This is a genomic window from Streptomyces sp. 130, assembly GCF_007096885.1.
GTDB lineage: Bacteria > Actinomycetota > Actinomycetes > Streptomycetales > Streptomycetaceae > Streptomyces.
Genome location: NZ_VJNO01000024.1, coordinates 33,799 through 53,996, shown reverse-complemented (window position 1 = coordinate 53,996; position 20,198 = coordinate 33,799). Strand labels below are relative to the sequence as shown.

General features: G+C 72.4%; 17 protein-coding genes. 9 read left to right on the top strand and 8 right to left on the bottom strand.

Going from position 1 to position 20,198, the window contains the following annotated elements; all coding sequences use genetic code 11:
• The first annotated feature begins 72 nt into the window (after positions 1 to 72).
• Positions 73 to 540, top strand: a complete 468-nt coding sequence (locus FKN01_RS20695) for a type II toxin-antitoxin system PemK/MazF family toxin (protein WP_143622766.1) — start codon at positions 73 to 75, stop codon at positions 538 to 540.
• Between the two features lie 58 nt (positions 541 to 598).
• On the opposite strand, the gene FKN01_RS20690 is transcribed toward FKN01_RS20695, so the two are convergent.
• A complete protein-coding gene (locus FKN01_RS20690) occupies positions 599 to 1,435 on the bottom strand; it encodes a TIGR02452 family protein (RefSeq protein WP_143622764.1) in 837 nt (278 codons plus the stop codon).
• Positions 1,436 to 1,582: 147 nt separating this feature from the next.
• Between FKN01_RS20690 and egtA the strand changes: the two genes are divergently transcribed.
• From egtA to egtD, 4 genes are read left to right on the top strand one after another with little or no spacing between them, the layout of a single operon-like run.
• Positions 1,583 to 2,899, top strand: coding sequence for an ergothioneine biosynthesis glutamate--cysteine ligase EgtA (egtA, locus tag FKN01_RS20685; protein WP_143622761.1), 1,317 nt, complete (start codon positions 1,583 to 1,585; stop codon positions 2,897 to 2,899).
• Positions 2,896 to 4,230: an ergothioneine biosynthesis protein EgtB gene (gene egtB, locus FKN01_RS20680; RefSeq protein WP_143622760.1), complete on the top strand. Its 1,335-nt coding sequence runs from the start codon at positions 2,896 to 2,898 to the stop codon at positions 4,228 to 4,230. Before egtA ends, egtB begins: the two co-directional genes overlap by 4 nt.
• Positions 4,230 to 4,985, top strand: a complete 756-nt coding sequence (egtC, locus tag FKN01_RS20675; protein ID WP_143622758.1) for an ergothioneine biosynthesis protein EgtC — start codon at positions 4,230 to 4,232, stop codon at positions 4,983 to 4,985. The genes egtB and egtC overlap by 1 nt, the downstream gene beginning before the upstream one ends.
• The gene (gene egtD, locus FKN01_RS20670) at positions 4,982 to 5,944 is read left to right on the top strand and encodes an L-histidine N(alpha)-methyltransferase (protein WP_143622756.1); all 963 of its coding nucleotides are present in this window, start codon (positions 4,982 to 4,984) and stop codon (positions 5,942 to 5,944) included. Before egtC ends, egtD begins: the two co-directional genes overlap by 4 nt.
• A 56-nt stretch (positions 5,945 to 6,000) precedes the next feature.
• Here egtD and FKN01_RS20665 read toward each other — a convergent pair whose 3' ends face one another.
• The gene (locus tag FKN01_RS20665; RefSeq protein WP_143622754.1) at positions 6,001 to 7,257 is read right to left on the bottom strand and encodes an extracellular solute-binding protein; all 1,257 of its coding nucleotides are present in this window, start codon (positions 7,255 to 7,257) and stop codon (positions 6,001 to 6,003) included.
• A gap of 201 nt (positions 7,258 to 7,458) precedes the next feature.
• Between FKN01_RS20665 and FKN01_RS20660 the strand changes: the two genes are divergently transcribed.
• The gene (locus FKN01_RS20660; protein ID WP_143622752.1) at positions 7,459 to 7,674 is read left to right on the top strand and encodes a dodecin; all 216 of its coding nucleotides are present in this window, start codon (positions 7,459 to 7,461) and stop codon (positions 7,672 to 7,674) included.
• A gap of 36 nt (positions 7,675 to 7,710) precedes the next feature.
• Here FKN01_RS20660 and FKN01_RS20655 read toward each other — a convergent pair whose 3' ends face one another.
• A complete protein-coding gene (locus FKN01_RS20655; RefSeq protein ID WP_143622750.1) occupies positions 7,711 to 8,196 on the bottom strand; it encodes a hypothetical protein in 486 nt (161 codons plus the stop codon).
• 95 nt (positions 8,197 to 8,291) lie between these two features.
• Here FKN01_RS20655 and FKN01_RS20650 point away from each other — a divergent pair, with 95 nt between their 5' ends.
• Entirely contained in the window at positions 8,292 to 10,712 is a 2,421-nt protein-coding gene (locus FKN01_RS20650; protein WP_143622748.1) for an excinuclease ABC subunit UvrA, read from the top strand.
• A gap of 247 nt (positions 10,713 to 10,959) precedes the next feature.
• Positions 10,960 to 12,729, top strand: a complete 1,770-nt coding sequence (locus FKN01_RS20645; protein ID WP_260696957.1) for a glycosyl hydrolase family 18 protein — start codon at positions 10,960 to 10,962, stop codon at positions 12,727 to 12,729.
• Positions 12,730 to 12,781: 52 nt separating this feature from the next.
• On the opposite strand, the gene FKN01_RS20640 is transcribed toward FKN01_RS20645, so the two are convergent.
• The 3 genes from FKN01_RS20640 to FKN01_RS20630 are packed head-to-tail and all read right to left on the bottom strand — an operon-like array spanning position 12,782 to position 16,183.
• Positions 12,782 to 13,528 (bottom strand): succinate dehydrogenase/fumarate reductase iron-sulfur subunit, encoded by a 747-nt coding sequence (locus FKN01_RS20640; RefSeq protein WP_143622746.1) that lies wholly within the window; start codon positions 13,526 to 13,528, stop codon positions 12,782 to 12,784.
• A complete protein-coding gene (locus FKN01_RS20635) occupies positions 13,525 to 15,474 on the bottom strand; it encodes a fumarate reductase/succinate dehydrogenase flavoprotein subunit (protein WP_143622744.1) in 1,950 nt (649 codons plus the stop codon). The genes FKN01_RS20640 and FKN01_RS20635 overlap by 4 nt, the downstream gene beginning before the upstream one ends.
• A 1-nt stretch (position 15,475) precedes the next feature.
• Complete coding sequence (locus tag FKN01_RS20630) at positions 15,476 to 16,183, bottom strand: succinate dehydrogenase (RefSeq protein ID WP_143622742.1); 708 nt, start codon at positions 16,181 to 16,183, stop codon at positions 15,476 to 15,478.
• Positions 16,184 to 16,279: 96 nt separating this feature from the next.
• On the opposite strand from FKN01_RS20630, the gene FKN01_RS20625 reads away from it, so the two are divergent.
• A complete protein-coding gene (locus FKN01_RS20625; protein WP_143622740.1) occupies positions 16,280 to 17,182 on the top strand; it encodes a LysR family transcriptional regulator in 903 nt (300 codons plus the stop codon).
• Positions 17,183 to 17,206: 24 nt separating this feature from the next.
• On the opposite strand, the gene FKN01_RS20620 is transcribed toward FKN01_RS20625, so the two are convergent.
• Positions 17,207 to 19,381: a bifunctional diguanylate cyclase/phosphodiesterase gene (locus FKN01_RS20620; protein ID WP_143622738.1), complete on the bottom strand. Its 2,175-nt coding sequence runs from the start codon at positions 19,379 to 19,381 to the stop codon at positions 17,207 to 17,209.
• Positions 19,378 to 20,196 (bottom strand): SAM-dependent methyltransferase, encoded by an 819-nt coding sequence (locus tag FKN01_RS20615; RefSeq protein ID WP_143622736.1) that lies wholly within the window; start codon positions 20,194 to 20,196, stop codon positions 19,378 to 19,380. Before FKN01_RS20615 ends, FKN01_RS20620 begins: the two co-directional genes overlap by 4 nt.
• Between the last annotated feature and the right edge of the window lie 2 nt (positions 20,197 to 20,198).

The window sequence follows — 20,198 nt, the reverse complement described above, 5'->3', positions numbered from 1 at the left end:
CCGGGCAGTCTTCCAGACCCTCGCGGCACACCGGCGCGCAGGCTGCGCGGGCGGACCGCCTAGGGTGTTGCGATGACGATCCAGCACCGCAACGACAGGTACGACGAACCGGCCGCCTTCCCCGGCCGGGCCGGTTCCGCAGCCACTTCCGAGGCCGACCCCCGGGACGTGGGCCCGGTCCGCACCTCGTACGCCCCCGACCGGGACGGCGCACCCGACCCCGGGGAGATCGTCTGGACCTGGGTGCCGTTCGAGGAGAACGACGGGCGCGGCAAGGACCGGCCGGTCCTGGTCGTGGCGCGGGAGGCGGCGGGCACGCTGCTGGCCGTGCAGCTGTCCAGCAAGCAGCACGACATGGACCGGGAGTGGGTGGCGCTGGGCGCGGGCCCCTGGGACAGCTCGGGGCGTCAGTCCTGGGTGGATCTGGACCGGGTCCTGCGGGTGCACGAGGACGGGATGCGGCGCGAGGCGTGCGCCCTGGACCGGGCCAGGTTCGACCTGGTCGTCGGGCGGCTGAGGGAGCGTTACGGCTGGGCGTGAGGGCGTTGGGCGGGCGGTCCTCACCCGTGACCGACGGGCCCGGCCCTCACCCTCGACCTCAGGGTGAGGGTCGCCCCCGGTCGGCGAACACCCGGTCGAACGCCACTCGGACGGGCGTGTCGTCGCGGCCCAGGATGCCGAAGACGACCTGCTCGAAGTGGCCCGCGAACCGGCCCTCTCCGGTGAGCAGCGCGCGGAAGGCGCCCGCCACCTCCGCCGGGTCGTTGCGGAAGACGCCGCAGCCCCACGCGCCCAGGACCAGCCGGCGGTAGCCGCACACCGCCGCGACCTCCAGCACCCGTTCGGCCCGGGCGGCGAGCGCGGCCGGGATGCCGTGGGCCTCCTGCGGGGTGCGGGCGCGGATGACCCCGGCGTTGGGGGCCGGCGAGGTGAGGAATCCGGCCCGGTACGGGGCGTCGAGCAGGCGTCCGCGGTCGTCGCGGAAGACCGGCACGCCGGGTGAGTGGATGACCCGGTCGGTGTAGAACGCGTCGCGTTCGGCGCGGTGGTGGGCGTAGAAACCGGGCACCCGCAGCAGCGTGGCGTACAGCGCGGAGCCCCGGCACAGGGCCTCCTCCTGGGCCTGGGCTCCGTTGAGGTAGCCGCCGCCGGGGTTGCGGGCGGAGGCGTAGTTGAGCACGGCGACCTCGCCGGGCCCTTCGCGGGTCATCCGGGCGGCTGCCTGGAGGCTGCTCTCGCCGGTGACCTCGATGGCCGGGGTCCGGTCCCGGCCGGGGGCCGCCGGCACCGGCTCGGGGCCGTACAGCCGCGTACCCGCGAGGGCCGCCGCCACGTCCTTCTCGATGCTGATCTCACGGCCGTTTCCCAAGCGGTACGAACCCGCCCGGACGATGGCCTCCGTCTCGCGCGCGATGCCGCGCAGCCGGGCGCTCACGGGCCCTCCCCCTTATGGTGCATACGGGGCATGATCGGCGTTCTTCTCTCGGACACGCAAGCGAATATCCGGCGAAGAAGGCGCTCTTGTGCGATGCCTCAGCAGCGGTTTGGGTAGGACGGACGCACCGGAACAAGGAGGCCCGGCATGTCATCCGAGACACCCGGCGGCCACGGTCCGCCCCCCGGTCAGGCCCCGCCCCTCGGTGAGGGCGAGGCGGAGGATTTACTGCGCGGCATCTGTTTCAAGACGGGACCGCCGCGCACGGTGGGCGTCGAGCTGGAATGGCTGCTGCAGGACCGTGACCACCCGCACCGCACCGTCCCGCCCCACCTGCTGGAGGCGGCCGCAACGGCCGTCCGGGCGCTGCCCCTGAGCGCGGCGCTCACCTTCGAACCCGGCGGCCAGCTGGAACTCAGCTCGCGCCCCGCCGCTTCCCTGATGGCGTGTGTCGAGGACACCGCCGCCGATCTCGCCGCCGTTCGCGCCGCCCTCGGCTCACTGGGCCTGGTCACGGCGGGCGTGGGCGTCGATCCCTGGCAGACACCGCGCCGGCTCCTGCGCGCGCCCCGGTACGAGGCCATGGAGAAGGCCTTCGACCGGTGGGGCCCGGCAGGCCGCGCCATGATGTGCACCACCGCGTCGGTCCAGGTCTGCCTGGACGCCGGGCAGGAGGAGCCCGGCCCGCTCGGGTACGCGCGGCGCTGGCGGCTCGCCCATCTGCTGGGCGCCGTCCTCGTGGCGGCCTTCGCCAACTCGCCGTTCCAGGGGGGCGGGCCGACGCCCTGGCGCTCCACCCGCCAGGCGTTGTGGGCCACCCTCGACCCGAAGCGGACCCTCGCCCCGGACGGGCTGCTGCCGCCCCGGGACGCCTGGGCCGCGCACGTCCTGGACACGCCCGTGCTGTGCGTACGGGGCGACGGGCCCTGGCAGGTGCCGGACGGGCTCACCTTCCGCGACTGGATCCGGTCCGGGGCGCCCGGACGCCCGGACCGGAGCGACCTCGACTACCACGTCACCACGCTGTTCCCGCCGGCCCGGCCGCGCGGGCACCTGGAGCTGCGCATGATCGACGCGCAACCGGGTGACGACGGCTGGATCGTGCCCCTCGCCGTCACGACCGCCCTGTTCGACGACCCGGAGGCCGCGGAGACGGCCTACCGGACCGTGAAACCGCTCGCCGAGACGGCCGGTGCGGGTGCCGCTCCGCGCAATCCGCTGTGGACCGCGGCCGCCCGCGACGGCCTGGCCGATCCGGAGCTGCGCCAGGCGGCGGACGTCTGCTTCCGGCTCGTCCTGGAGGCGCTGCCCCGGCTGGGCGCGAGCGCCGCGGTGCGGGACGCGGTCGCCGGCTTCCACGACCGCTTCGTCGCCCGGGGCAGATGCCCGGCCGACGACCTGCGGGACCTGCTCACCACGGGCGGGGCGCGCCGCCCGGCCCTTCCGAAGGGGACCCTGTCATGACCGAATCCCCCGCGCCCCCGCACGCCGGGGACGCCGAGGCGCTGCGCGAGCGCGCGCTCGCCGCGCTGCTCACCGCCCGCAGGCGCACCGCGCTGCTCACGGGCTGCGTGGACGACCACGAGCTGACCGCCCAGCACTCGCCGCTGATGTCGCCGCTGGTCTGGGACCTGGCGCACATCGGCAACCAGGAGGAGCTGTGGCTGCTGCGCGGTGTGGCGGGCCGGGAGGCGATGCGCCCGGAGATCGACGGACTGTACGACGCCTTCGAGCATCCGCGCGCCACCCGGCCCTCCCTGCCGCTGCTGGCGCCCGACGAGGCCCGCTCGTACGCCTCCGAGGTGCGCGGCAGGGCGCTGGACGTGCTGGAATCCGCCCCGCTCGGCGACGGGCCCGCGCTGGTCAGGTCCGGCTTCGCCTTCGGGATGATCGCTCAGCACGAACAGCAGCACGACGAGACGATGCTGATCACGCATCAGCTGCGCTCCGGTCCGGCCGCCCTGACGGCCCCGGAGCCGCCGCGCCCGGCGGACGACGCCCCGGCGCTGCCCACGGAGGTCCTGGTGCCCGGCGGCCCGTTCACCATGGGCACGTCGGCCGAGCCGTGGGCGCTGGACAACGAACGGCCCGCGCACCGGCGGGACGTGCCCGGGTTCGTCCTCGACACGGCCCCGGTGACGTGCGGTGCGTACCGGGCGTTCATCGAGGACGGCGGTTACCGCGAGCGGCGCTGGTGGGCGCCCGCGGGATGGGCGATGGTCCGGGAGCACGACCTCGCCGCCCCGCTGTTCTGGCACCGGGAGGCCGGGCAGTGGCTGCGGCGCCGCTTTGGGGTGACCGAGCCGGTGCCGGACGACGAGCCGGTGGTGCACGTCAGCTGGTACGAGGCCGACGCGTACGCGCGCTGGGCGGGCCGCAGGCTGCCGACCGAGGCGGAGTGGGAGAAGGCGGCGCGCCACGATCCCGTCTCCGGGCGCTCGCGCCGCTATCCGTGGGGCGACGAGGACCCGACGCCGGACCGGGCCAATCTGGGGCAGCGCCATCTGCGGCCCGCGCCCGCCGGGGCGTACCCGGCCGGGCGGGCGCCGTGCGGGGCGGGTCAGCTGATCGGTGACGTGTGGGAGTGGACGGCGAGCGACTTCCTGCCGTATCCGGGATTCACCCCGTTCCCGTACCGCGAGTACTCGGAGGTCTTCTTCGGTCCGGAGCACAAGGTGCTGCGGGGCGGCTCGTTCGCGGTGGACGCGGTGGCCTGCCGGGGCACGTTCCGCAACTGGGACCTGCCGGTCCGGCGGCAGATCTTCGCCGGGTTCCGCACCGCGAGGGACCTCTGATGTGCCGGCACATCGCCTACCTGGGGCCGCCGGTCGCCCTGGGCGAGGTGCTGTCGCGCCCGGCGCACTCCCTGGTGCGGCAGTCCTGGGCGCCCCGGCGCCAGCGCCACGGCACGGTCAACGCGGACGGCTTCGGGGTCGGCTGGTACGCGGAGGGCGACCCGGTCCCGGGACGCTATCGGCGCCAGGGCCCCGTCTGGGGCGACCAGACCTTCGCCGACCTGGTCCGGGTGGTCCGCAGCCACGCCCTGCTGGCCGCGGTCCGGGACGCGACCGGCGCCGATCCGGACGGCGAGGCGGCCGCGGCGCCGTTCGCCGCGGACCGGGTGCTGTTCAGCCACAACGGCGCGGTGCGGGACTGGCCCGGTTCGATGGCGTCCGTGGCGGCCACCCTGCCCCCGGCCGAGCTGCTGCGGCTGACCGCCCGCAGCGACTCCGCCCTCGTGTGGGCCCTGGTCCGGCACCGGCTCGCGGCGGGCGACGCGCTCGCGCAGGCCGTGGCGGACACCGTGCTGGAGGTCGCCGAGGCCTCCCCCGCGTCCCGGCTCAATCTGCTGCTCACCGACGGCCGCGCGATCGTGGCGACCGCGTGGGGCGACACCCTGTGGCATCTCACCGAGCCCGGCCGGCACACGGTCGTCGCCTCGGAGCCGTACGACGACGATCCCCGCTGGTACGAGGTGGCCGACCGCACCCTGCTGACCGCGACCGCCGGCGATGTCCTGCTGACCCCGCTGAAGGAGCCCCGCACGTGAGTCCCTTCCTGCTGACCCGCACCCTGCCCGAGGACGCGACGGACGCGGCGCTGCGCGCCGATGTGCTGCACGGGCTGTCCCGGCGCCCGAAGACGCTGCCGCCCAAGTGGTTCTACGACGCCCGGGGAAGCGAGCTGTTCGAGGAGATCACCCGGCTCCCCGAGTACTACCCGACGCGCGCCGAACGGGAGATCCTGATCGACCGGGCGGCCGAGATCGCCGCCGCGTCCGGCGCCCGCACGCTGGTCGAGCTGGGCTCCGGCTCCTCGGAGAAGACCCGCCACCTGCTGGACGCGTTGCCGGACCTGCACAGTTACGTGCCGGTGGACGTCAGCGAGAGCGCGCTGCGCGGGGCGGCAGAGGCCCTGCTGGCGGAGCGGCCGGGGCTGTCCGTGCACGCGCTGATCGCCGACTTCACGGCCGGTCTCTCGCTGCCCACGACGCCCGGGCCCCGGCTGGTGGCGTTTCTGGGCGGCACCCTCGGCAATCTCCTGCCGGGTGAGCGGTCGGTGTTCCTGAAGTCGGTACGCGCTCTGCTGGCGCCCGGGGACACGCTGCTGCTGGGCACGGATCTCGTGAAGGACGAGGAGGTTCTCGTCGCGGCGTACGACGACGCGGCGGGGGTGACGGCGGCGTTCAACCGCAACGTGCTGTCGGTGGTGGACCGGGAGCTGGGCGCGGACTTCGTACCGGACGACTTCGCGCACGTGGCGCGGTGGAATCCCCGGGAGGAGTGGATCGAGATGCGGCTGCGGGCCCGCCGGTCGCTGACGGTGAAGATCCCGGAGCTGGATCTCGTGGTGCCGTTCGAGGCGGGTGAGGAGCTGCGCACCGAGGTGTCCGCGAAGTTCCGCGAGGACGGGGTGCGCGGCGAGCTGGCCGGGGCGGGGCTCCGCCTGGCCCACTGGTGGACGGACTCCGGGGACCGGTTCGCGCTGTCCCTGTCCACGGTGGACTGACCGGGACGGCACGGGTACGGGGCCGGCGGTGTCCGGTCCCGTACCCGTACCGGGGGTCAGCTGCCGGCGAGCACCGAGGTGATCTTCTCGGAGGCGGCCTTCGCCTCGGTCGCCGGGTCACCGCCCTGGAGGACGGCCGTCATGTACGCCTTGATCGGGTTGTCGGCCTCGACCGCGGCCCACTGCGGGGAGTTGGGCGTGGCGTGGCCCTGGGCGGCGCCCTCGGCCATGGCGGCGGTGCTCTCCTCGCCCTCGATGACATGGGCGAGGGAGGGCTTGTTGGGCACGTAGCTCATCGTCCTGGCCAGCTCCTCCTGCCACTCGGCCCCGGCGAGCGCCTTGATGACCTCGTAGGCGGCGGAGCGCTGGTCGGACTTCTGCGGGACGATCAGGTCGGAGCCGCCGGTGAACACCGAGCCGGGCGCCTTGGCGGTCTTGCCGGGAATCGGGAAGTAGCCGAGCCTGCCCTTGAGTTCGGGGTTCTTCTTCTCGATCAGGGTCGCCGTACTGGGGGTGGAGATGATCTGGGCGACATTCCCCTCGGCGAACACATTGGCCTGCGGGGGCTTTTCCTCGTCGGCGTCCTTGGGGCCGTCGCCCAGCGCCTGGAGCTCGGAATAGAACTGCATGCCCTTGAGCGCGGCCGACGTGTCGAGAGTGCCCTCCCAGTCGCCTTCGTCGTCGCTGGCGAGTTGCCCGCCCTCGTCCCAGATGAACCCGGCGAGGACGTACCAGTTCTGCCCCGGCAGATACATGCCCTGGATTCCGTCGCGGTTCAGTTTCTGGGTGTCGGCGATCCACTGCGCGCGCGTCTTCGGCGGGTTCTTGATTCCCGCGTCCTCGAAGATGTCCTTGTTGTAGATCACCACGCGGTTGGCCGCGTACCACGGGATGCCGTACTGGACGCCGCCGATGCTTCCCGGCTCGGCGAGACCGGGCAGCCAGTCCTCTCTGCCCAGGTCACGCATGGATTCCAGGGTGAGGTCGCGCAGGTTGCCGCTCTCGGCGTACTGGGCCACCTGGGTGTTGCCGACCTCGATGACGTCGGGGGTGTCCTTGCCGGCGAGCGCCTCCAGGACCTTGGGGCCGATGCCGCCCCATTCCTGGATCTTGAACTCCAGTTCGACCGAGGAGTGCTCTTCCTCGTACGACTTCTTGAAGCGGTCCAGGAAGTCGGAGGTGACGCTGTTCTTCATCAGCCAGATCGTCACCTTCTGATCCCCGGAGCCGCCGGTTCCGGGGAGCACACCGCAGCCACCCAGCGCAGCAGTGGAAATAAGGGCGACAGCTCCGACGAGCATGCGGTTTTTCACGGTTCACCTTCTGCGGAACGGCAGGACGACATTTGCGGACCCGGTGTGGGGGACTGCGAACTGCGCTCGCACGGGCGTGGCTGGATTTTGGTATGGACCAATACGTTGGTCAAGCGCCGGTCCGGACACCCGTGGCGTCCGCGACCTCTCGCGAACCGGGCCGAGGTAGGGCACCTTGGTAGGGACGAGAGGAGACAAACCGTGTCAAATCACACGTATCGCGTCACCGAAATCGTAGGAACCTCCCAGGAGGGCGTGGATGAGGCGATTCGCAACGGTGTCGCAAGAGCCTCGGAAACGTTGCACAATCTCGACTGGTTCGAGATCACCCAGGTGCGCGGGCAGATCGAGGACGGCCGGATCGCGCACTACCAGGTCGGCCTGAAAGTGGGCTTCCGGCTCGACGACCCGAAGTGACGCGCAGGCCCGTCACCCCGCCCGGGCGCGTCCGGTTCAGGTGCGCCCCTCGCGCTCCTGCGCGTCCTTCAGAGCGGGCGAGGCCGGGGTCCAGCGGGCGCGCACCACGGTGAACCCGGCCAGTTCGGCGGCGTCGCAGACCAGCTCGTCGTCGTCCACGAGCATGCGCACCGTACGGTCGCGGCCGAGCCGCTCCAGGATCTCCAGCTTGGTCCGGCGCGCCGGCCGGCGGTCGCCGTCGCGCCGCATGTGCAGGGTCCCCTCGGGCAGCCCCTGTCGGGCGAGCCAGGCCACGGTGTCCTCGCGGCACCGCTCCGGGCGCCCCGTGAGGTAGACGGTCTCGCACTCCTCGGCACTGCTCAGCGCCAGCCGCACGCCCTCCTCCAGCGGCGGGTCGTCCACGGCGGCGGCGAAGAAGGCGGCCCAGTTCCGGCGGCCCTCCAGATGGTGCTGCCGGTGCGTGGTGTCGGCGAGCGTACCGTCGAGATCGAACACGGCCACCGGCCGGACGTCGTTTCCCATGTGCCCAGCAAACCAAGCGGCGGCACCGTCCGGCGAACCGGCACGGCCACCGGCCGCAGGACAGACCCGCACCGAGTACGGAGACCACCTCCCCCATGACCTCGCCCCACGATCCGTACGTCCGGGTCCGAGGCGCCCGCGAGCACAATCTGCGGAACGCCGACGTCGACATCCCCCGCGACACCCTCACCGTCTTCACCGGCGTGTCCGGCTCGGGCAAGTCCTCGCTGGCCTTCGGCACGATCTACGCGGAAGCGCAGCGCCGCTACTTCGAGTCCGTGGCCCCCTACGCCCGGCGGCTGATCCACCAGGTCGGCGCGCCCGCCGTCGGCGAGGTGACCGGGCTGCCGCCGGCCGTCTCGCTGGAGCAGCGCAGATCCGCGCCGGGCGCCCGCTCGTCCGTGGGCACGGTGACCACGCTGTCCAACTCGCTGCGGATGCTGTTCTCACGGGCCGGGGACTATCCGGCGGGGGCCGAGCGGCTGGACTCCGACGCGTTCTCGCCGAACACCGCCGCCGGGGCGTGTCCCGGCTGCCACGGGCTCGGCCGGGTCCACCGCACCAGCGAGGAACTGCTGGTGCCGGACCCCGGCCTGTCGGTGCGGGAGGGCGCGATCGCCGCCTGGCCGGGGGCCTGGCAGGGCAAGAACCTGCGCGATGTGCTGGACGCCCTCGGCTACGACGTGGACCGGCCGTGGCGGGAGCTGGCCCCGGCCGACCGGGAGTGGATTCTGTTCACCGACGAGCAGCCGGTGGTGACCGTCCATCCGGTGCGCGAGGCGGGGCGCATCCAACGGCCTTACCAGGGCACGTACATGAGCGCACGGCGCTATGTGATGCACACGTTCGCCGACTCGAAGAGCGCCACGCTGCGGGCGAAGGCCGAGCGCTTCCTGAGCAGCGAGCCCTGCCCGGTGTGCGGGGGCACCCGGCTGCGGCCGGAGGCCATGGCCGTCACGTTCGCGGGGCGCACCATCGCGGAGCTCGCGGGCCTGGCGCTGACCGAACTCGCCGACGTGCTCGCGGCGGCGGGTGGCGACGGGACGGCCCGGGTGCTGACGGCGGACCTGCTCGCCCGCATCGGGACGGTCACCGAACTGGGCCTGGGCTATCTGAGCCTGGACCGCACGGCGCCCACGCTCTCCTCCGGCGAGCTCCAGCGGCTGCGGCTGGCGACCCAGCTGCGCGCGGGGCTCTTCGGTGTGGTGTACGTCCTGGACGAGCCGTCCGCCGGTCTGCATCCGGCGGACACCGAGGCGCTGCTCGCGGTGCTGGGGCGGCTGAAGGAGTCCGGGAACACCGTCTTCGTGGTGGAGCACCAGATGGACGTGGTGCGGCGGGCGGACTGGCTCGTGGATGTGGGGCCGCTGGCCGGTGAGCACGGCGGCCGGGTGCTGCACAGCGGGCCGCCCGCCGGGCTCGCCGGGGTCGCGGAGTCGGCCACCAGGCGCTTCCTGTTCCCGGACGCGCCGCCCGAGCCGCGCGAGGTCCGCGCACCCTCGGGGTGGCTGCGGCTGCGCGGGGTGGAGCGGCACAACGTGCGCGGGGTGGACGCGTCGTTCCCGCTGGGCGTGTTCACGGCGGTGACCGGGGTCTCCGGCTCCGGCAAGTCGACGCTGGTGGGGCAGGTGCTGGCGGGTGCGCTCGCGGACAGCGGCGCCGGCCCGGACTCCGGCGAGCGGGAGCAGGTGGCGGCCGGATACGCGCGCGCCGAGGGGCTGGACGCGGTGGACCGCCTCGTCCAGGTGGACCAGCGGCCCATCGGGCGTACGCCCCGCTCCAACCTGGCGACGTACACCGGGCTGTTCGACGTGGTGCGCAAGCTCTTCGCGGCCACGCCCCTGGCCCGGGAGCGGGGGTACCGGGCGGGCCGGTTCTCGTTCAACGTGACCGGCGGGCGGTGCGAGACGTGTCAGGGCGAGGGGTTCGTCTCGGTGGAGCTGCTGTTCCTGCCGAGCACGTACGCGCCCTGCCCGGACTGCCACGGCGCGCGGTACAACCCGCCGACGCTGGAGGTCACGCTGCGCGGGCTGAACATCGCCCAGGTGCTGGACCTGACCGTGGAGTCGGCGGCCGGGTTCTTCGCCGGGACGCCGGCCGCCGCGCGCAGCCTGGGGACTCTGCTGGACGTGGGGCTCGGCTATCTGCGTCTCGGGCAGCCCGCGACGGAGCTGTCCGGCGGCGAGGCCCAGCGGATCAAGCTGGCGGCGGAGCTCCAGCGGGCGCGCCGGGGCCACACGCTGTACCTGCTGGACGAGCCGACGACGGGGCTGCATCCGGCCGATGTCGAGGTGCTGATGCGCCAGTTGCACGGTCTGGTGGAGGCGGGTGCCACGGTGGTGGTCGTGGAGCACGACATGGCCGTGGTCGCGGGCGCGGACTGGGTGATCGACCTCGGTCCGGGCGGCGGTGACCTGGGCGGGCGGATCGTCGCCGAGGGGCCCCCGGTACAGGTGGCGCGGGCGCCGGAGAGCCGCACGGCGGGGTATCTGCGGGCGGCTCTGGGACGCGCCTGAGCGGCCGGTCCGGCTCAACTCCCGGTCGTTCCGCGCGGGTTGGGGAGCGGCACGGGGAAGGGGAATGAAACAGTAAAGAACGTTGACAGTTATCTGGTCCATACCAATCATGGGCATGCCACACGGTCGTACGTCGCCGTGCGGCATGTGACCCCCGGCCGGGAATCACAGGAACGGGCCGCGCCCCTCCCCGGGCGCGGCCGAGCCGTGCGTCCGCCCGTTGTCCCACCCCGCTGGGAGCTGCCCCATGAGACGTCCAAGAACACTCGGCGCCGTCCTGAGCGCCTTGGCCACCGCCGTCGCGTCCGCAGGTCTGGTCCTCGGATCAGGCGCCGGAGCGCAGGCCGCCACCACGGCCGCCACCCCCGTGCCCGCCCATGTCTTCGCCCCGTACTTCGAGGCGTGGAACGGCGACAGTCCGGCCGCGCTCGCCCAGGCGTCCGGTGCCAAGTACCTGACCATGGCCTTCATCCAGACGGAGGCCCGCGGCTCGTGCACCCCGTACTGGAACGGCGATTCGAGCATGCCGATCGCCCAGTCCGAGTTCGGCGCCGACTTCGCCACGATGCGCTCGCGCGGCGGCGACGTGATCCCGTCGTTCGGCGGATACACCGCGGACAACACCGGCACCGAGATCGCCGACAGCTGCACGGACGTCGACTCGATCGCCGCCGCGTACGAGAAGGTCATCACGACCTACGACGTGTCCCGCCTCGACATGGACATCGAGGACAACTCGCTGACGAACAGCGCCGGCATCGACCGCCGCAACAAGGCGCTCAAGAAGGTCCAGGACTGGGCCGCCGCCAGTGGGCGCCCGCTGCAGATCTCGTACACCCTGCCCACCACGACCAGCGGTCTGGCGAGCAGCGGTCTCGCGGTCCTCAAGAACGCGGTGTCCAACGGCACCCGGGTCGACGTCGTCAATCTCATGACGTTCGACTACTACGACGGCGCCGCGCACGACATGGCCAAGGACACCCAGACGGCGATCACCGGTCTGAAGGGCCAGCTGGCGAAGCTCTACCCGGCGAAGACCGACGCCCAGCTGTGGGGCATGACCGGCATCATCGAGATGCCCGGCATCGACGACTACGGGCCCGCCGAGACCTTCACCACGGCCAACGCGCCCGTGGTGTACGACTGGGCCGTCTCCAAGGGCGTCGGCACCCTGTCGTTCTGGGCGCTCCAGCGCGACAACGGCGGCTGCCCCGGCACCGGCGGGAGCGACACCTGCTCCGGCATCGCGCAGGACACCTGGTACTTCACGCACACCTTCGCCCCGTTCACCGGCGGCGGAAGCGGCCCGGTGACCGACGACTACTCGGTGGCCGTGACCCCCTCCTCGGCCACGGTCGAGCCGGGCAGGTCGACGACGGCCACCGTGAAGACCGCGGTGACCTCGGGCGCCGCCCAGACGGTCGCGCTGACCGCCGGCGGCGCCCCGGCCGGGGTGACCGCCACGCTCAGCCCGGCCTCGGTGACGGCGGGCGGCTCCGCCGCGCTGACGCTCAGCGCCTCGGCGTCGGCGGCCCCCGGCACGTACACCGTCACCGTCACCGGCACCTCCGGCACCCTCAGCCACGCGGCCTCGTTCACCCTGACGGTGGCCGGTGCCGGCGGCGGCACGGGGGCCCTGGTCAACGGTGACTTCGAGACCGGCGCGCTGGGCCCCTGGACCTGCCAGTCCGGTGGCGCGGTCGTCTCCTCGCCGGTGCACGGCGGTACGCACGCGCTGTCCGTCGCGGCCACCTCGTCGCAGACCGGCGAGTGCGCGCAGACGCTCACCCTCGCCCCCGGCACCACGTACACCCTGCAGGGTTACGTCCAGGGGAACTACGCCTACCTGGGCGTCCGGGGCGGTGCGACGGCGAGCACCTGGGGCTCGTCGAGCGGCTACACCAAGCAGTCGGTGACCTTCACCACCGGCTCCAGCGGTGCGGTCACGGTCTATCTGCACGGCTGGTACGGCCAGGGCACGGTGTACGGGGACGACCTCTCCGTGACCAAGTCCTGACCGCAGGGGCCCCGGAGGCGGGCGGCCTCCGGGGCCCCGGCCGTGCGCCGGCTCAGCGGCGGGCCTTGCGGGTCGCCCTCAGCCACTCCTTGTTCATGGCCGAGATCGACGGCAGCGGGATGCCCTTGGGGCACGCGGTCGCGCACTCACCGGTGAGGGTGCAGCCGCCGAAGCCCTCGCTGTCCATCTGCTCCACCATGTCGAGCACCCGGGTCTCCCGCTCGGGAGCGCCCTGCGGGAGCACGTTCAGGTGGTTGACCTTCGCCGAGGTGAAGAGCATCGCCGAACCGTTGGGGCAGGCCGCGACACAGGCGCCGCAGCCGATGCACTCGGCGTGCTCGAAGGCGAAGTCGGCGTCGGGCTTCGGTACCGGGGTGGCATGCGCGTCCGGGGCCGTACCGGTCGGGGCGGAGATGTAGCCGCCGGCCTGGATGATCCGGTCGAAGGCCGAGCGGTCCACGACCAGGTCCTTGACGACCGGGAAGGCCGAGGCCCGCCAGGGTTCGATGTCGATGGTGTCGCCGTCGTCGAAGGCGCGCATGTGGAGCTGGCAGGTGGTGGTCCTCTCCGGGCCGTGCGCGTCGCCGTTGATGACGAGGCTGCACGCGCCGCAGATGCCCTCGCGGCAGTCGTGGTCGAAGGCGACCGGGTCGTCGCCGGCGAGGATCAGTTCCTCGTTGAGGGTGTCGAGCATCTCCAGGAACGACATGTCCCGCGAGATGCCGTCCACCTCGTACGTGGACATGGCGCCGGGGGCGTCGGCGTTCTTCTGGCGCCAGACGCGCAGGGTGAGCTTCATGCGTAGCTCCGCTGGGTGGGGTGGACGTACTCGAAGACGAGGTCTTCCTTGTGCAGCACGGGGGCCTGGCCGGTGTCGGTGAACTCCCAGGCGGCGCCGTAGGAGAACTCCTCGTCGCGCCGGGCGGCCTCGCCGTCCGGGGTCTGGGACTCCTCGCGGAAGTGGCCGCCGCAGGACTCGGCGCGGTGCAGGGCGTCGAGACACATGAGCTCGGCGAGCTCCAGGTAGTCCACGATGCGATTGGCCTTCTCCAGCGACTGGTTGAGCTCGTCACCGGTGCCGGGCACCTTGACGCGGCGCCAGAACTCCTCGCGGATCAGCGGAATCCGGGCGAGCGCGGTCCGCAGACCCTCCTCGTTGCGGGCCATCCCGCAGTACTCCCACATGAGTTCGCCGATCTCGCGGTGGAAGGAGTCGGGGGTGCGGTCGCCGTCGACGGCCAGCAGCAGATTGAGCCGGTCCTCGGTCTCGGCGACTGCCTCCTCGACGGCGGGGTGCGAGGCGTCGACGTCGTCGCGGTGCGGGTTGCGGGCGAGGTAGTCGTTGATGGTGGACGGCAGGACGAAGTAGCCGTCGGCGAGTCCCTGCATCAGCGCGGACGCGCCGAGGCGGTTGGCGCCGTGGTCGGAGAAGTTGGCCTCGCCGATCGCGAAGAGACCCGGGATCGTGGTCTGGAGGTCGTAGTCGACCCAGAGCCCGCCCATCGTGTAGTGCACGGCCGGGTAGATCCGCATCGGCGTCTCGTACGGGTCCTCGGCGGTGATCCGGGCGTACATGTCGAAGAGGTTGCCGTACTTCTCCTCGACCTTGGCCCGGCCCATCCGGCCGATGGCCTCGGCGAAGTCCAGGTAGACGCCCTGCCCGCCGGGTCCGACGCCGCGCCCCTCGTCGCAGACGTTCTTCGCGGCGCGCGAGGCGATGTCGCGGGGCACCAGATTGCCGAAGGAGGGGTACTGGCGCTCCAGGTAGTAGTCGCGCTCGTCCTCCGGGATCTCGTTGGCGGGGCGGGTGTCGCCCTTGGCCTTCGGGACCCAGATGCGGCCGTCGTTGCGCAGCGACTCGCTCATCAGCGTCAGCTTGGACTGGTGGTCGCCGGTGCGCGGGATGCAGGTGGGGTGGATCTGGGTGAAGCAGGGGTTCGCGAAGTAGGCGCCGCGCCGGTGGGCCCGCCAGATGGCGGTGGCGTTGGAGTTCATCGCGTTGGTCGACAGGTAGAAGACGTTCCCGTACCCGCCGCTGGCGAGGACCACCGCGTCGGCGAAGTGGGTGTCGATCCTCCCGGTGACCAGGTCGCGGGCGACGATGCCGCGTGCCCGGCCGTCCACGACGATCAGGTCGAGCATCTCGGTACGGGGGTGCAGCTCGACGTTGCCCGCGGCGATCTGCCGGGACAGCGCCTGGTAGGCGCCGAGGAGCAGTTGCTGTCCGGTCTGGCCGCGGGCGTAGAAGGTGCGGGAGACCTGGACGCCGCCGAAGGAGCGGTTGTCGAGGAGGCCGCCGTACTCCCGGGCGAAGGGGACGCCCTGAGCGACGCACTGGTCGATGATCTCGACCGAGATCTGGGCGAGCCGGTGCACGTTGGACTCGCGGGCGCGGAAGTCGCCGCCCTTGACGGTGTCGTAGAAGAGGCGGTGTACCGAGTCGCCGTCGTTGCGGTAGTTCTTGGCCGCGTTGATGCCGCCCTGCGCGGCGACGGAGTGGGCCCGGCGGGGCGAGTCCTGGAAGCAGAACTGGACGACGTGGTAGCCCTGTTCGGCCAGGGTCGCGCCGGCCGAGCCGCCGGCCAGGCCGGTCCCGACGACGATGACGGTGTGCTTGCGACGGTTGGCGGGGTTGACCAGCTTGGCCTCGAAGCGGCGGGTGTCCCAGCGCTCCGCGACGGGGCCGGCGGGGGCCTTGGTGTCGGCGACGGGCGCGCCGGTCGTGTAGTGCGTGTAGTCGTTCATGTCAGCTCACGACTCCGGTCATGACGGCGACGGGTACGGAGATGAAGCCCACCGTCAGCACCAGCGCGAGTACGTTGGCGAGGGTCTTCAGGGCGCGGTCGCGGCTCGCGCGGCCGGCGCCGAGGGTCTGCGCGGCGCTCCAGAACCCGTGCTGGACGTGGAGTCCCAGGGCGAGCATCGCGACGATGTAGATGACATTGCCGTACCAGGTGGAGAAGGTGTCGATGACGTTCTGGTACGGGTGGCCGGACTGGAAGCCGCCGGAGTGCACGGTGCCGGTAGTCAGGTCCAGGATGTGCCAGACGACGAACAGCCCGAGGATGACCCCGCCGTAGCGCATGGTGCGGGTGGCGTAGCTCGCGCGCGTCCGCTTGTGCGCGTACGCGACGGGCCTCGCCCGCAGGTCGCGCCTGCTGAGCTGGTACGCGGAGACCGCGTGCAGCACCACGGCGGCGACGAGCACCACGCGCACGATCCACAGCGCCCACTCGTGGTGCAGGAACGGCTCGCCCATCACGCGCAGCCAGTGCGCGTAGCCGTTGAACTCGCCGGCCCCGAAGAAGATCTTCAGGTTTCCGATCATGTGGACGACCAGGTAGAGGAGCATGACCAGGCCGCTGACGGCCATGATCGCCTTCTTGCCGACGGTCGAGCCCCAGAGCGTACGCGTCGTGGACGGCCGTCGGTCCGTCCGGGTTGCCAATGCCATGGACACGACGCTAGGGCCGGACGACCCGATCAGTCCAAGTCATGGAACGGCTGATCTCCATAGCCCCGGCCTATGAAGCGGGGTAGCGTGGGGTGAATGCAGTTCCAGCAGCTCACCTATTTCGTGGCCGTCGCCGAGGCCCGGCACTTCACCCGTGCCGCCGAGGCGGTGCACGTCTCGCAGCCCTCGCTCTCCCAGCAGATCCGGGCCCTGGAGAACGAGCTGGGCGCCGAGCTGTTCAGCCGGGCACGCGGCAACATCACCCTGACGGACGCGGGCGAGGCGCTGCTCCCGCTGGCCCGGCGCATCCTGGCCGACGCCGACACGGCACGCCACGAGGTGCAGGAGCTCGCCCAGCTGCGCCGGGGCCGGGTGAGGCTGGGGGCGACGCCCAGCGTGTGCACGGGCCTGCTGCCGGAGGTGCTGCGCGCCTTCCACGACCTGCACCCGGGCATCCAGCTGCTGCTGGAGGAGGGCGGCTCGCACGACCTCGTACGGGAGCTGGCGCGCGGGGCGCTCGATCTGGCTCTGGTGGTCCTGCCGTTGCCGGCCGCCTCACCGGCGCTGACCACGGTCGAGCTGCTCCAGGAGGACCTGGTCGTCGTCTCGTCGGCACAGCGCCCCCGGCCGGGCCGGGGCGGGCGGGTCCGGATCGCGGATCTGGCGGGCGAGCCGCTGGTGATGTTCCGGCACGGCTACGACCTGCGGGAGCTGACGGTGGCCGCCTGCCGGGCGGAGGGCTTCGAGCCGTCGTTCACGGTGGAGGGCGGCGAGATGGACGCGGTGCTCGGCTTCGTACGCGCGGGCCTGGGCATCGCGGTGGTTCCGGCCATGGTCGCGGCCCGGTCCGGGGCCGACCTGCGCGCGACCCCGCTGGCCCGGCCCGGGCTGCGCCGCACCATCGCGCTGGCGCATCGCAGCGACGTGGCCCCGCCGCGCGCGGCCCGCGAGCTCCAGCGGGTCCTGCTGACCGGACGGGCGGACACGGCGCCCCGGTGAGGGATGCCGCCGTGTCCGCCCGGCTCACACCGCGTCGGCCAGCAGCAGCGAGTGGATGCGGTCCGGGGCGCCGGGGCGGGCGTAGTACCAGCCCTGGGCCGTGTCGCAGCCCAGCTGCCGCAGCTGCTCGGCCTGGGCACCCGTCTCCACGCCCTCCACGGTGACCGCGAGGTCGAGGCTGTGGGCGAGCGACACGATCCCCTCCACGATCTTCAGGTCGACCGGGTCCGCCGGGTGGTGCTGCATGCCCTGGGTGAAGGACCGGTCCAGCTTCAGCACGCTCACCGGCAGCCTGCGCAGGTTCGCGAGGTTCGAGTAGCCGGTGCCGAAGTCGTCCAGCGCGATGTCGACGCCCATCTCGGCGAGCTGGCGCAGCGGCTTCAGCACGTCCTCGTCGGCGCCGATGAGCGCCGACTCGGTGACCTCCAGGCAGAGCGCGCCCGGTTCGAGTCCGGAGCGCTCCAGGACCTCGACGGTCTCCGCGACCAGCTGCGGGTGGTGCAGCTGGGCCGGTGAGAGGTTGACGTTGATCCGCAGCGGCCCGCCGTCGGTGTGCCGTTCCTGCCAGAAGTTGGCCTGCCGGACCGATTCCTCCAGGACCCAGCGGCCGAGCGGCACGATGAGCCCGGTGTGTTCGGCCAGCGTGATGAACCGGTCGGGGCCCAGCACCCCGTGCTGCGGGTGGCACCAGCGCACCAGGGCCTCCGCCCCGTGCACCGAGCCGTCGCCGAGGTGCACCAGCGGCTGGTACTCGATGAAGAACTCGCCGCGTTCCAGGGCGGCCGGCAGCGCCGTGGTCAGCCCGTGCCGGGTGATGGCGCGGGCGTCGGCCTCCGCGTCGGCCAGCTCGAACCGGTTGCCGCCCGCGGACTTGGCCCGGTACATGGTGATGTCGGCGCTGCGCAGCACCTCGGCGGCGCTGCGCTCCCCGGCCGGGCCCTCCACGACCCCGATCGAGCCGCGCACCGTCAGCTCGCGCCCGTCCAGCCGGATGGGCGTGCTCAGGGCTCCGAGGATGCGGCAGGCGAGTTCGTCCACCTCGGCGGGGCTGTCGAAGCTCGTCGTGAGCGCCACGAACTCGTCGCCGCCGAGCCTGGCGACCATCTCGCCGGAGGCGGTCGCGCAGCTCTGGAGGCGGTCCGCGACCTCCACGAGCAGCCGGTCGCCCGCGGCGTGGCCGAGGCTGTCGTTGATCGCCTTGAACCCGTCCAGGTCCAGGTAGCAGAGGCCGAAGCGGCTGCCGTCGCCGGCTGAGAGCGCTTTCTCCAGGCGCTCGAAGAAGAGTGTCCGGTTGGGCAGCCCGGTGAGCGCGTCGTGGGTGGCCTCGTAGCGCAGGCGGAGGTTGAGCAGGCGGCGTTCGGTGGTGTCCTCGAGCAGCGCCAGCTGGTATTCGGGCCGTCCCTCGGGGTCGCGCAGCAGCGACACGGTCAGGTTGGTCCACAGCACGGTGCCGTCGTTGCGGTAGTACGGCTTCTCGACCCGGTAGTGCTCGCGTTCGCCGCGTACCAGCTCGTTGTAGTACTTCCAGACCTGCGGGGAGTCCTCGGGGTGGACCCACTCGTTGACGCGGTGGCTCAGGACGTGGTTCTCCAGGCCGCCGAACATCCGGGTGAGGGTGTCGTTGACCTCCAGCACATTGCCGTCGAGGTCGGCGATGCCGATGCCGATGGCCGCGTCCTTGAAGACGGCGCGGAAGCGTGCCTCGGTGGCGTGCAGGGCCTGTTCGGCGTGGGAGCGGGCGGCGAGCGCCGAGCGGGCGATGGCCTCCTGCTCGGCCAGCGTCCGCTCGCGCAGGGCCTGCGTGAAGCCGGCGGCCACCGCGTGCTGGATGCGGGCGCAGCGGGACCGGCTGTCCTCGGTGGTGAGGGCCACCGGCCCGTTGCTGCCGCAGTACAGCACCAGGTAGGAGTCGACGACGCCGAGCGTGGCGCTGAGCGCGTCCGGGTCGGTGCAGTGGGCGGCGACGAGCGCGCCGCCCACCCCGGTCGCCGGGGCCGCGTCGAACGGGCGGGCGTGCAGCGTCTCGCTGAGCGTACGGGCCAGCGGCAGCAGGTGCTGCTCGAACTCGGGCCGGGTCAGGGAGGTGGCCGTCGACGGGAAGATGGCCCGGCTCCAGATGGTGGCGAACCTCCGGAGCCGGTCCTCGGGGCCGTCGGGCGCCGACTCCGGGGCCCCTGACGCCTGGGCGGGAATGCTCACGCCTTGCGTCCCACTCCCGCGATGCCCGAGAAGGCGTACGGGTCCTCGTTCTCGGGGGCCGCGGCGTTCTCGGGGCGCCATTCCGGCAGTGCGACGAGGCCCGGCTCGACGAGCTCGAAGCCGTCGAAGAAGCGGGCGACCTCCTCGCGGGTGCGCATGATCAGCGGGCTGCGGATGTCCCGGTAGACGCCGACCGCGCCGCCGGCCTCCTCGCGGGGCACCGGGATGCCCTCGTACGCGGCGTGGGTGACGACCAGGAGGCTGCCGGGCGCCAGCATGTCGCGGAGTGCGGCGACGGCGGTCCCCGGATCGTCGGAGTCCTCGATGAAGTGGAGGACGGCCACGAGCAGGAGCGCCACCGGGCGGTCGAAGTCGAGGAGTTTGCTCACCTCCGGGCTGTCCCGGATCTCCTCGGGGCGGCGCAGGTCGGCCGCCGCGATCGTGGCGCCGTCGTTGCCTTCGAGAACGGCCTGGCTGTGCGCGACGGCGACCGGGTCGTGGTCGACGTAGGCGACCTTGGCCCCGGGGTCGATGGCCTGGGCGACCTCGTGCACATTGCCGAAGGTGGGTATGCCGGAACCGATGTCGAGGAACTGGGTGACGCCCTCGCTCAGCGCGTGGCGCACGGCCCGCCGCATAAAGGCCCGGTTCGCCTGCATCGCCTTGGGAAGTCCCGGCATGAACTCCATGGCCTTCCGGGCCGCTTCCCGGTCCACCTCGAAATTGTGCGAGCCGCCCAGATAGAAGTCATACATTCGGGACACGCTCGGCACCGAAATGTCAATGCCTTGCGGTGCCCAGGCGGGACGCTCCATCG